11 protein-coding genes are annotated in these 12,389 nt (G+C 60.5%); 6 read left to right on the top strand and 5 right to left on the bottom strand.

The genetic code is table 11. The features are described 5' to 3' along the window. Positions 1-181 precede the first annotated feature (181 nt). Together M2A_RS05495 and M2A_RS05490 are read left to right on the top strand one after the other, a co-directional pair. The gene (locus M2A_RS05495; protein ID WP_081875423.1) at positions 182-1,477 is read left to right on the top strand and encodes an NADH:flavin oxidoreductase/NADH oxidase family protein; all 1,296 of its coding nucleotides are present in this window, start codon (positions 182-184) and stop codon (positions 1,475-1,477) included. Between the two features lie 14 nt (positions 1,478-1,491). Further along, the gene (locus tag M2A_RS05490; protein WP_045444114.1) at positions 1,492-2,046 is read left to right on the top strand and encodes a putative glycolipid-binding domain-containing protein; all 555 of its coding nucleotides are present in this window, start codon (positions 1,492-1,494) and stop codon (positions 2,044-2,046) included. A gap of 553 nt (positions 2,047-2,599) precedes the next feature. Here the strand turns inward: M2A_RS05490 and glnA are convergent. After that, positions 2,600-4,009 carry a type I glutamate--ammonia ligase gene (gene glnA, locus M2A_RS05485; protein WP_045444111.1) on the bottom strand — a complete coding sequence of 470 codons (1,410 nt, stop codon included), beginning with the start codon at positions 4,007-4,009 and terminating at the stop codon, positions 2,600-2,602. A 118-nt stretch (positions 4,010-4,127) separates the two neighbouring features. After that, on the bottom strand, positions 4,128-4,466 hold the full coding sequence (locus M2A_RS05480) for a P-II family nitrogen regulator (protein WP_045444108.1): 339 nt from the start codon (positions 4,464-4,466) through the stop codon (positions 4,128-4,130). Positions 4,467-4,760: 294 nt separating this feature from the next. Here M2A_RS05480 and M2A_RS05475 point away from each other — a divergent pair, with 294 nt between their 5' ends. Beyond that, a complete protein-coding gene (locus M2A_RS05475) occupies positions 4,761-5,936 on the top strand; it encodes an aminotransferase (RefSeq protein WP_045444105.1) in 1,176 nt (391 codons plus the stop codon). A gap of 177 nt (positions 5,937-6,113) precedes the next feature. Here M2A_RS05475 and M2A_RS05470 read toward each other — a convergent pair whose 3' ends face one another. Then, positions 6,114-6,953, bottom strand: coding sequence for a metal-dependent hydrolase (locus M2A_RS05470; protein WP_045444102.1), 840 nt, complete (start codon positions 6,951-6,953; stop codon positions 6,114-6,116). A gap of 160 nt (positions 6,954-7,113) precedes the next feature. Then, positions 7,114-7,782, bottom strand: a complete 669-nt coding sequence (locus tag M2A_RS05465) for a glutaredoxin family protein (protein ID WP_045444099.1) — start codon at positions 7,780-7,782, stop codon at positions 7,114-7,116. A gap of 261 nt (positions 7,783-8,043) precedes the next feature. Between M2A_RS05465 and M2A_RS05460 the strand changes: the two genes are divergently transcribed. Then, positions 8,044-9,579: an acetyl-CoA acetyltransferase gene (locus tag M2A_RS05460; RefSeq protein WP_045444094.1), complete on the top strand. Its 1,536-nt coding sequence runs from the start codon at positions 8,044-8,046 to the stop codon at positions 9,577-9,579. A gap of 68 nt (positions 9,580-9,647) precedes the next feature. On the opposite strand, the gene M2A_RS05455 is transcribed toward M2A_RS05460, so the two are convergent. Next, on the bottom strand, positions 9,648-10,028 hold the full coding sequence (locus tag M2A_RS05455; RefSeq protein WP_045444091.1) for a DUF4870 family protein: 381 nt from the start codon (positions 10,026-10,028) through the stop codon (positions 9,648-9,650). Positions 10,029-10,171: 143 nt separating this feature from the next. Here M2A_RS05455 and M2A_RS05450 point away from each other — a divergent pair, with 143 nt between their 5' ends. Both M2A_RS05450 and M2A_RS05445 read left to right on the top strand, forming a co-directional pair. Then, entirely contained in the window at positions 10,172-10,759 is a 588-nt protein-coding gene (locus M2A_RS05450) for a histidine phosphatase family protein (protein WP_045444088.1), read from the top strand. Positions 10,760-10,812: 53 nt separating this feature from the next. Then, positions 10,813-12,279: a bifunctional ADP-dependent NAD(P)H-hydrate dehydratase/NAD(P)H-hydrate epimerase gene (locus M2A_RS05445; protein ID WP_045444086.1), complete on the top strand. Its 1,467-nt coding sequence runs from the start codon at positions 10,813-10,815 to the stop codon at positions 12,277-12,279. The last annotated feature ends 110 nt before the right edge of the window (positions 12,280-12,389 follow it).

Below are 12,389 nucleotides of genomic sequence, written 5' to 3'. Positions count from 1 at the left end.
GCGGGGCGCCTTAGCCGCACAAGGCTCCAAGTGCCATGTGCGAATACCCGTCCACCTTAGTCGATTCTCGCAGGATTCTGGAAGCGGTACCCTGGCGTCCGCCATGTGTCCAGGGTAGGTTGCCGGCAATGGGGATTTCATGCTGGCGGCGCCGGCATAAAAAGGGGTGAGATGGATGGGCATGATCGAGACGCCATTGACGCTGCCATGCGGGGCGGTGCTCAAAAACCGCTTGGTCAAGGCGGCAATGACCGAGGGCCTGGCCGATGAGATGAACCGCGCCACGCCGGAATTGGCAACCCTTTACCGGCGCTGGGCGCTGGGCGGGGCGGGAATGCTGCTGACCGGCAATGTGCAGGTGGATCGGCGCTATATGGAGCGGCCGGGCAATGTGGCGATCGACGGCCCCCAATCCAACGAGGCGATCGCCGCGCTCAAAAAATATGCGCAGGCAGGCACGGCAGGCGGCAATCATCTGTGGATGCAAATCTCCCATGCCGGACGCCAGACCCCTGCGCTCGTCAATACCACGCCGGCTGGTCCCTCCGACAAGGGGCTCAATATGCCGGGCGGCCAGTTCGGCAAGCCGCGCGCTTTGAGCAGCGAGGAAATCTGGGATGTGGTGTCCCGCTTCGCGCATGCGGCCCGCATTGCCAGGGATACCGGCTTTACCGGCGTGCAAATTCACGCCGCCCATGGTTATTTGCTCAGCGAGTTCCTGTCGCCCGACGTGAACACCCGCACCGACGAATGGGGCGGCAGTTTGGAGAACCGGGCGCGGCTTCTTCTTGAAGTCGTGCGTGCCGTGCGTAATGCGGTGGGCGAATATTTCCCCATTTCCGTCAAACTCAATTCCGCCGATTTCCAGCGCGGCGGCTTTTCGCATGAAGAATCTCTTAAAGTCGCCCGCTGGCTGAACGAGGAGACGGTGGACCTATTGGAGATTTCCGGCGGCACTTACGAGCAGCCGCGCATGGTCGGCGCCGACGACATGACGCTTTCGCCCGAGAAGGCGGAAAAACGCCGCGAAAGCACGCTCGCCCGCGAGGCCTATTTCCTGGAATACGCAAAAGACATTCGTAAGGCCACGTCCATGCCGCTCATGGTGACGGGCGGCTTCCGCAGCGCGGCGGGCATGAACGCGGCCCTGGAAAGCGGCGAGGTGGATGTGGTGGGGCTCGGCCGCCCGCTCTGCGTCGATCCCAACGTGCCGGCAAAACTGCTTTCGGGGGAAATCAGTGAAACACCGGCTTTCGAGAAAACCTTGAAGATCGGCCCCTGGCTCTTGGGGCCGCACAGCCCGATCAACCTCATCAAGGCGCTGAATGGCTGGGGCCAGCAAGGCTGGTTCTGCCTGCAGCTTATCCGCATGGGCCGCGGGCTTGATCCTGACACGGCCATGGGGGTCTTCTCCGCCTTCCGCAATTACCAGCGCAACGAGGAAATGACGGCAACGAAACTGCGCAAGGCCGGATAGATGGGAGCGCGGTCATGTGGCGTGACAGTATCAGATGGGAAAGCTGGTCGGGCCAAGGACACGAGCACTTGGTTCTGGAAGAACTGGCGGATGGCTATCTTGCCCGCTCGGTTGTGATCGGCGTCGCAGGCGGCGATGCATTCGGGCTGCATTATACCCTCCGGTGCGATGCAGCCTGGCGGTTTCAAAGGCTGGACCTCACCGTGGTCGATACGGGCTGCAAGCATACGCTGGAAAGCGACGGCCATGGCCATTGGCGGGACGAAACCGGCGAGACGTTGAACGGCCTTTCCGATGCGGTGGACATAGATCTCGCCGTTTCCCCTTTCACCAATACCCTGCCCATTCGCCGGCTGCGGCTGGAGGAGGGCGAGACGGCAGATATCGTGACGGCCTATATCTCCTTTCCCGGGATGGAAGTCCTGCCGGACCCGCAGCGTTATACATGCCTGAAGAAAAATGCCCTTTACCGCTATGCCTCTCTCGACAGCGATTTCACGCGGGACATTGAGGTGGATGAGCAAGGGCTTGTGACGCTCTATCCAGGGCTTTTCAGACGGGTTGAATAACCGGGCCGCGCGGATAGGCGGGCAAGAAACGTTTTGCCGAGGGCGTCGGCCAAAGGGGAAGGGGACATATCAAGCAACCCCGTCAAGCAGGATTTCATCCCTGCACGGGGTTGCTGTCTGGTTGTGCCATCTGGCACCCGCCCTGACTTATAAGCCGGGCTATTTCTTTGCAGGATAGGCTGTAACCAACTATTTCCCGGCAGGGGGAAGCTTAAGGTCTCTCTCGCGCTATCTGGCCTAAACTCCTTTGCTTCGCTGCCGCGGAACGTCACCGGTCCAGCTGTCTACAAAAGCCACTTCTCTATTCAATTGTCACCGCCAATGAACGTCGGTGGAGCCAACTTTATAAACCTCCTTAGGTTCGTTGACGCCCTTCGAATGTAGGAAGGGCGCTGCCTTCTGTCAATAATTATCGTGCAAAATCAATGAGTTAGCAATGCTGACCTATCGCGGAATATAGTCTTCTCGCCATATTGTTTCTATACGGATGATATGGAAAAGAAAAAGGCCGGAGCAAAGCTCCGGCCTCGATCTTCGTCCTGCGGAAAACGTATTAGCAGGAATAGTACATGTCGAACTCAACCGGGTGCGGCGTCATTTCGTAACGTTCCACCTCTTCCATCTTCAGATCGACATAAGCATCGATCTGATCGTCGGTGAACACATCGCCCTTCGTCAGGAAGGCGCGGTCGGCATTCAGCGACTCGATGGCCTCACGCAGGCTGCGCGCAACGGTCGGAATGTCCTTCAGCTCTTCCGGGGGAAGCGCATAAAGGTCTTTGTCCATCGGTGCGCCCGGATCGATCTTGTTCTCGATGCCGTCGAGACCGGCCATCAGCATCGCCGAGAAAGCGAGATAGGGGTTGGCCGTGGGATCGGGGAAGCGGATTTCGATACGCTTGGCTTTCGGCGAATTGCCGTACGGAATACGGCAGGAGGCCGAGCGGTTGCGGGCCGAGTAAGCCAGCAGCACGGGCGCTTCATAACCTGGGACCAGACGCTTGTAGGAGTTGGTCGAGGGGTTGGTGAAAGCGTTCAGCGCGCGGGCGTGCTTCAGGATGCCGCCGATATAGTGCAGGCAGGTATCCGACAGGTCGGCATATTTGTTGCCGGCGAAAAGCGGCTTGCCGTCTTTCCAGATCGACTGGTGGCAGTGCATGCCCGTGCCGTTGTCGCCGTAAACGGGCTTGGGCATGAACGTGGCGGACTTGCCGAAAGCGTGCGCGACGTTGTGGATCACGTATTTGTAGATCTGCAGGTGGTCGGCAATGGTCGTCAGCGTAGAGAACTTCATGCCAAGCTCGTGCTGAGCGGCGGCCACTTCGTGGTGGTGCTTTTCAACGACGACGCCCATTTCGGCCATCACGGACAGCATTTCCGACCGCAGGTCCTGGCCGCTGTCGATCGGGTTGACCGGGAAGTAGCCGCCCTTCGTGCGCGGACGGTGACCCAGGTTGCCGATCTCGTAATCGGTGCCCGTGTTGGTCGGCAGTTCGACGCTGTCGAGAATGAAGCCGGTATTGTAAGGATCGGTCGAGAAGCGCACATCGTCGAAGATGAAGAATTCGGCTTCCGGGCCGAACACGATCGTGTCGCCGATACCGGTCTCTTTCAGATAAGCCTCGGCGCGCCGGGCCGTGCCGCGCGGATCGCGGTCATAAGGCGTGCCCGTCGAGGGGTCGAGAATGTCGCAGAAGATCGCCAGCGTGGTCTGCGCATAGAACGGATCGATCGTCGCCGTCGAACAGTCCGGCAGCAGGAGCATGTCCGACTCGTTGATCGCCTTCCAGCCGGCGATCGAGGAGCCGTCGAACATCGTGCCTTCGGCAAAAAACTCGTCATCGCACAGCGATATGTCGAAGGTCACGTGCTGCATTTTCCCGCGCGGGTCCGTGAACCGCAGGTCCACATACTTCACGTCTTTTTCTTTAATCAGTTGCTGAACAGCTTTGCCGTCGGCCATGTTCTCTTTCCCTGCTGTCTTCGGTTAATTGACTTCAAACTTGGGTGGGGGATGTCCGTTGGGTACCACCCTGCCTATTGGGGGGGAGCCGGTAAACGGGCATTTTGCCCGAAGCGCCTCAGATGGCTTCCGCCCCGGTTTCGCCCGTGCGGATACGAAGGGCTTCTTCAACATTGGAGATGAAGATTTTCCCGTCGCCGATACGGCCTGTGCGTGCTGCCTGCTGAATGGCTTCCACGGCTTTATCCACCATGTCGTCGTTCAGCACCACCTCAACTTTTACTTTGGGCAGAAAATCCACCACATATTCTGCGCCCCGGTAAAGCTCGGTGTGGCCCTTCTGCCGGCCGAAGCCTTTGGCCTCGGTCACGGTAATGCCCTGCAGACCAACCTCCTGAAGCGCTTCTTTCACTTCATCGAGCTTGAAGGGCTTGATGATCGCCTCAATTTTTTTCATCTCTATCCATCTTTCTGTTGGGGGCGAGTGCCCGCCGCGCTCATTGAATAGCAGACCTCGTGCCAACCCTTAATCGAGCGAAAATATTAACAAAATCAAAAGGATAGCTTTTGGATGCGGCGTGCTGCCCAAAATTACGCCAGGCGGTAAGATCAAATAATGGGCAAAATGATCAATATATAGGCATATCGCCAGACTTGTTGGCGCCCGCAGGCTTTGCCACTCTCTCAGCCACTTTCCGCCCGCCCGGGCCGGGGCGTCAAAACCGGCAGCGATGAAAGGGAGCAAGCGTCGATGCGCGCAGTAAACAGGCTTTTCGAGGCGCAAGGCACAACGATTTTTGCCGTTATGTCCCAATTGGCCGGGGAGCATGGGGCGATCAATCTGGGCCAGGGGGCGCCCGACGATGAGGGGCCGGAGGATCTGCGCCGCCGGGCGATGGAGGCCATCGAGAAGGGCCCGAACCAATATCCCCCAATGATGGGTGTGCCGGAACTGCGTGAGGCTGTCGGCGCCCATGACAACCGCTTTTACGATCTGAATGTGGATTGGCAGCGCGAAGTGCTGGTGACGGCGGGCGCGACGGAGGCGCTGGCAGCCGCGCTGATGGGCCTTCTCAATCCGGGTGATGAAGCGATACTGATCGAACCGGCCTATGACAGCTACCGGCCCATCATCGAGGCGGCAGGGGCAACCCCCGTCAATGTGCAGTTGCGTGCGCCGGACTGGAAACTCGATGAAGAAGCGCTGGCGCGGGCGTTCTCGTCAAAGACCAAGCTCCTCGTCTTCAACTCGCCGATGAACCCGACCGGCCATGTCTTCTCGAAGTCCGAGCTTGAGGCGATTGCCGCGCTGGCGCGCAAGCATGACATCTATGTCATCTGTGATGAGGTCTATGAGCATCTCATCTATAGCGGCCATGAGCATATTCCGCTGATGAGCCTGCCGGGCATGCGCGAGCGCTGCGTGAAGATCGGCTCGGCGGGCAAGACATTCTCGCTGACCGGCTGGAAGATCGGCTACATCACCGCGCCGGAAAACCTGATGGGCGTCATCGCCAAGGCGCATCAGTTCATCACCTTCACCGTGCCGCCGGCTTTCCAGTATGCGGTGGCCTGGGGGCTTGGGCAGGACGATGCCTATTACCGGCATTTGGCTGAAGATTTGGAACGCAAGCGCGATCTTCTGAGCAAGGGGCTTGCCGAGGCGGGTTTTGCGGTCACACCGGCGGAGGGCACCTATTTCGTGACCACGGATATCCGTTCGCTCGGCTATGACGGCTCGGATCTCGATTTCTGCCGTGAACTGACGACCCGGACAAAAGTCGCCGCCATCCCCATCAGCGCCTTTTATGCGCCGGGCTCGCCCAATGTCCCGCAGACGCTGATCCGCTTCTGCTTCTGCAAGCAGCCCGCCGCGCTGGAAGAGGCTATTGCCCGGCTGAAAGAGGTGAAGCGGAAGGTGGCTTAATAACGATGCCGCCCCTTTGTCGCCCCGCGGCTTGACCGCGGGGTCCACTCGCCGGACAGCTTGCAAAGGCCAATGAAAGAGCAAGAGGCGCTGCTGCAGCGTGTATCGCTTTTCATGATGTGCTGAAACGCCAATGGATCCCGCGATCAAGTCGCGGGATGACGAAGAATAGAAGTTTTAAGCCGCCGTCAGCGTCTGGCTCTGGCGCCAGCGTTCAAGGTCCGCCCGGTTGTCGTGCTTCCAGGGATGGAAGCCGGGCAGATAGAAGGCGGCGAAGCGGCCGGCGCATTTGCGCAAGACGCCGGGCTTGATCCACATGAGATCGAAGACGTTCCACCAGGCTTTCAGCGAGCGCTGCTTGCCGTCTTTTTTCAAGAGCATGTAAATGCAGCGGACCATGAACCAGGAAAAGAGCACGGTGGCGAGGTTCATCGCGTGGATGCGGCGGAAATAGGCGCTGGGGCCGGAAGCGACGGCAAGATAAACGTCGAAGGCGACGCCCTTGTGCTCGGTCTCTTCGGCGGCGTGCCACATCCACATGTCGAACTGTTCGTCCGGGGCGTTGGCTTTGAGATATTCCGGCTCTTCCAGAAGCCGCCCGGCCATCATCGCGGTGTAATGCTCGATGGCGCAGGTCATGGCGAGACGCATCAGCGGCGAGCGCTTCTCGCGCAGCTTGTCCATGTAAGCCACGAAAGGCTTTTCACAGGCATCCACATCGACGCCCAGCGCTTCCATTTCCTTGTTGTAGGAATGGTGCTCGCGCATATGCACCGCTTCCTGGCCGACAAGGCCTTTCACTTCCGCCTTGATGTCGGGATCGGCAATGTCGTTTTCGTAATATTTGACACTGTCGATCACCATCTTCTCGGCATGGGGGAAGATGATGGAAAGCGTATTGTAAAAGGCGGTGATGCCGGGATCGCCGCCATACCAATAGCTCTTCAGGCTGTCCGCCAGGTCGTGGCGGACATTGCGTACCGGTATATCGACAAGACCATGCAGCGCTTTGCTCATCGGTTTGGCCCGCTTTGCTTGAGGTTCCTGAGCCATCTGGCTTGGCGGGCAGGATAACGCAGGCGTGAGCAAAATGAAAACTGTACAATAAGACGCAGGTCTTGCCCCGGATGGGGCCCAGGATGAGGCCCCGGATGAGGATTGTGAGGCCGAGCGGGGCCTAAGCCGCCGCCCGCCGTCCGGCCCAGAAGGGAAGGCCGAGAAAGCCGCGCCGCTTGCGGGGTTTCTTCTCCTCCGCAATGCCCAGATGCCGGGCTACTTGGTCGGCGCCGCCAATATAGGCTCCGTCGATCCAGACCTGCGGCGTGGTGATCGGCGTCTTCGGCCCGACAATGGGCTTTACCCGCGCGAACATTTCATACATGGCGCCGGGATTGGCGACGACATCGTGATAGGTGAAGGCGATGCCGGCATCCTTCAGATAGGTTTTCGCCCGCTCGCAATGGGGGCAATTGTCCTTGCCGAAAAGCCGCGTGCCGGTGACGGCAAAGCGTTTCGTCGCCTCGGCCATGACTTTCTCGGCGAGCACGCCGCGGTTCAGCGCTTCGCCTTCGGCCACCACTTCCTTTTCGACCACGGTGATAGGCGCATGCCAGGCGCCGAGACGCAGCGGCTTCCACCATTCGCTCAGCCATTCGCGCACATCGAGCTCGACGGGTACGCCCGCCAGTTCCTTCCCGATCGTGTCTTTGGCGATATCGACGGTGACGGCGCATTCGCCGCAGGGGATCTTAATCTTGAAGGGACCCCATTTGCCGGCCCAGCGGTAAACGGTGATGCGGATGGGCTCGGGGGAGGTAGCGGGCCCGGAGGGGGTAGGAGAGGACATCGAGGGGGGCTCCTGTCGCTTTCGCAAATATGGTTAATGACGCGTTAACCATGTACACCAGCCGCAACCTTTGGAAAGGGGGGCTGACGCGCATGTGAGCCGGGTTGATGGCGCGCGAGCCGGGCGCCGTCTTTCGCAAAGTAAGGCGGACGCGGCGTCCTTCGCCCCCATCTGGACAGGCCCGCGCCAGCCGTTAAGGTGTCGCGCAAAACAGATGAGTCCGTATTGCGGACCCTTAGAATCTCCAGGGAGAGCACAAGCATGGTGGACCCGCGTACCCCCGTTCTCGTCGGCTGCGGCCAGATCACGCAAAAGGAAAAAGATGTCGAGAAGGCGAAATCGCCGCTCGGTCTGATGGAAGATGCCGTGAGGCGCGCCGCGCAGGACACGGGGCTCGGCGATCAGCTCTTCGGCAAGCTCGACACCATCACCTGCGTGCGCTTCATCACGGATTCGCCCGATGCCGCGCGCCTGCCTTTCGGGCGCTATGGCAATGTCGCCCAGTCGCTGGCCAACAGGCTCGGCGTCCAGCCGGCCAATACCTGCTACGGGCCGACCGGGGGTAACACGCCGCAATATCTCGTCAATTACACCGCCGAGCGGATCGCCGAGGGCGATCAGTCCGTCGTCATGATCGCGGGCTCGGAATGTTTCGGCACCATGATGCGCGCCATCGGCCAGGGCAAGATGCTCGACTGGGGCGATGACCCGGAAGGCAAGCGCATCGATATCGGCAATGAGCGCATCGGCGTCACGGAAGTGGAAAAGAAGCACAAGCTGCATTTTCCGGTGAACTGCTATCCGCTCTTTGAAAACGCCATTCGCGGCCAGAAGGGCCGGAGCGTGAAAGAACATCAGCTTGAAATCGGCAAGCTCATGGCGCCTTTCACCAAGGTTGCAGCCAGCCACCCGCAGGCCTGGTTCCCCATCGAGCGCACGCCTGAAGAGATCGCAACCCCCAGCGAGCAGAACCGCTATGTCGGCTATCCTTATACGAAGTATATGAATGCCATCATGCAGGTCGATCAGGCTGCCGCCGTCGTCATGATGTCGGTGGAAAAAGCCCGCGAGCTCGGCGTGCCGGAAGATAAATGGGTCTACTTGCATGGCTGCGGCGATGCCAATGACATCTGGTATCTGACCGAGCGCGAGAATTTCTATTCCTCGCCCGCCATCCGCACCATGGGCCGGAAGGCGTTCGCCATGTCCGGCTGGTCGATCGATGAGATCGATTACATGGACCTTTATTCCTGCTTTCCCTCCGCCGTGCAGATCGGCCGCGATGAGCTTGGCATTGCCGAGGACGATCCACGCGATCTCACCGTGACGGGCGGCCTGCCTTATTTCGGCGGGGCGGGGAACGATTACGTGCTCCACTCCATCGCCACGATGATGGACAAGCTGCGCGCCAAACCCGGCTCCAAGGGCCTGTGCACGGCGAATGGCTGGTACGTGACGAAACATTCCATCGGCCTTTATTCGACGGCGCCGAAGGAAGGCAAATGGCAGCGTGAGAACCCGGCCGATTATCAGAAGGATATCGATAACGGCCCGCATCCGCGCATGGAGGAAAATCCCTCCGGCCCGGCCAAGATCGAAACCTTCTCGGTCATGCACGGTCATGAAGGCCCGCAATTCGCCATCATCATGGGCCGTCTCGATGCGGACGATGCCCGCTTCGTTGCCCATGTAACGGACCCGGCGGAGATGCTCAGCCTGATGAACGAGGAAAGCCTCGGACGCCCCGGCACGGTTTCCACCGGCGATGACGGCATTCATTATTTCAAGCTGGCGTAAGCAAGCCGCCGTGAAACGAAAACGCCCCGCTCAAGCGGGGCGTTTTGCTTTGTGGGTGCCGGGCCCTTTTACCAGAGCCAGGTTTCCGGCTCGGCGATGGGCCGGTTGTCGCTTATGGCCATAAAGCCTTTGATGTTGCGCACCAGCAGCCAGACAATGAGGAAGAGCAGCACCAGCCAGCCGATCAGAATGACGGAGGTCAGCCCGCCGACAAGTGCAATGAGAAGGCCGATCCAGAAGGTGCGAATCTGGAACGTGTAGTGAGTCGCCGAAACCGCGCCTGCCTCACCGCGTTTCAAGTAAGCGACGATGACGCCGGCAATTGCCGAAATACCGATCACAAAAGCAAGGAAATTGAGGATATATACCAGCTTGACGCCGTCAGCATCTTCCACCGGTCCCGCCGCGGGGCCGGAAGAAGGATCGGGCGTTTGAGAAGTATCGGACATGGCCGTGCCTCTTGATGGTGAAACCCGGTAAAAGGCTAGCCAGTTCACGTCATTGTGTCGACTAGCACAAATCGGGCTGGCACAAATAGGTACAGAAAAGCAAAGGGCTGCCTGCGCGGCGGCGGAAGACAAGGGAGAGGCGGATGCCACGAATTTACATGATCCGGCACGGCAAAGCGGCAGCAGGCTGGGACGCGGATGCCGATCCGGGGCTCGACGATCTGGGCCGCACGCAGGCGGAAGCTGCCGCCGATGAGATCGAAAAGCGCATCGATGCGCCGCTTCCCGTGCTTTCCAGCCCGCTGCGCCGCTGCCGGGAAACTGCCGAGCCGCTGTCCGGGCGCTGGGGTCTTCAGCCGCAAATCGAACCGCGCGTCGCCGAAGTGCCCTCGCCGGTGGAGGATCTGCGCGCGCGGGGCGAGTGGCTGCGCTCGATCATGGCCGGCACCTGGGCGGATGCGGTGGCAGCCGGTGACGGCAAGCACACGGCTTATGATTCGAAATTGCTCGCCTGGCGGCAAAGCGTGGTCGATGCGCTGCTCGAGCTTGAAAGCGATACCGTCATCTTCAGCCATTTCATCGCCATCAACGTGGCGCTCGGCCATGCGGTGGAAGACCCGCGAGTGATTTGCTTCAAACCGGACAATTGCTCCGTTACCGTATTCGAGACGGCGGGCGGCACGCTCTCGCTTGTCGAACAGGGCCGGGAGGCGGACACGAAGGTGAACTAAGCAGCCTTCTGGGCCGCCTTCCTTCCGCCGTTTTTCTAGGCAAAGACGAAGCCATGCATGAGCTTTTGACAGTCGATGAAATGAGCCGGGCGGACCGCTGGGCGATCGCGCAGGGAACGCCGGGCCTCACGCTGATGGAGAATGCCGGCCGCGCCGTCGCCGAAGCGGTTACCGCGCGCTTCAAGCGCGCGAGCGTCGCCGTGCTTTGCGGGCCGGGCAATAATGGCGGGGACGGGTTTGTCGCCGCCCGGCATTTGAGCGAGGCGGGCTGGTCCGTCACTCTCTACCTGCTGGGCGAGCGGGAAAAGCTGACAGGGGACGCCGCCGAAATGGCGCGCCGCTGGAACGGCGCCATCCATCCCATGACGGGCGATGCGGTGCGCGGCGCCGGGCTCATCATCGATGCGATTTTCGGCGCGGGTCTCTCGCGCCCTGTTGAAGGCGTCCCCGCCGAGCTTATTCAAGCGGCGGCCCGCGCTGGCACTCCCGTCGTCGCGGTGGACATGCCGAGCGGCCTTCACGGTGATACCGGCGAGGTGCTGGGCGCGGCCTTCAAGGCGGTTTTGACTGTGACGTTTTTCAGGGCGAAGCCCGGCCATTATCTGCTCGGCGGGCGGCGTCATTGCGGCGAGCTTTTGCTGCGCGATATCGGCATCGGCGAAGAGGCGCTGGGCGAGCTTTTGCCGCACACCTATGAAAACTGCCCCTCGCTCTGGCTCGGCGGTTTTCCGCGCCCCGAGTTCGGCGATCACAAATATACGCGCGGACACGGCGTCGTGGTGAGCGGGGGCATGTCCACCACGGGGGCGGCCCGGCTCGGCGCGCGGGCTGCCTTGCGGGCGGGCGCGGGCCTCGTCACGCTCGCCTCGCCCTCATCGGCACTGATGGTGAATGCAAGCCAGCTTACCGCCGTCATGGTGCGCGCGGTGAACACGCCGGATGAGCTGACGGCTTTTCTGGAAGACAAGCGCCGCAATGCGGTGCTGATCGGCCCGGGCGCGGGCATTGGCGGGCCGACGCGCGAAAAAGTGCTCGCCATTCTTCTCTCAGGCGCCGCCGTCGTGCTCGATGCCGATGCGCTGACTTCGTTCGAGGAAGTGCCGCGCGATCTCTTCGTTGCCATCGAGGGATATTTTGCAGGTCCCGCCGTGCTCACGCCCCATGAAGGCGAGTTCAAGCGGCTCTTCAAGGATATCGAAGGCTCGAAGCTGGAGCGGGCCCGCGCTGCCGCCCGCAGAGCCGGTGCGATTGTCGTGCTCAAAGGCCCCGATACCGTGATCGCCGCGCCGGACGGGCGCGCCGCCATCAACACCAATGCGAGCCCTGAGCTTGCAACGGCAGGCTCGGGCGATGTTCTGGCCGGGATCATCACCGGGCTTCTCGCCCAGAGCATGGCGCCCTTCGAGGCAGCCTGCGCCGCGGTCTGGCTGCACGGTGAAGCGGGCCGGGCGTTCGGGCCGGGATTGATCGCGGAGGATTTGCCGGAGATGCTGCCGGTGGTTTTGCGCGATTTATTTTAGAAAATCTTCCAATAACCCTAGTTTTCAAAGAAAAAATAAATATTGGTCCGCGTATTGTTAATAAATAAACGAGGGCCATATTAATGAGAGCGGTAAATTATTGCCGCTTT

Source organism: Tepidicaulis marinus, assembly GCF_000739695.1.
Taxonomy (GTDB): domain Bacteria; phylum Pseudomonadota; class Alphaproteobacteria; order Parvibaculales; family Parvibaculaceae; genus Tepidicaulis; species Tepidicaulis marinus.
This window is presented reverse-complemented; position numbering and strand designations above follow the sequence as displayed.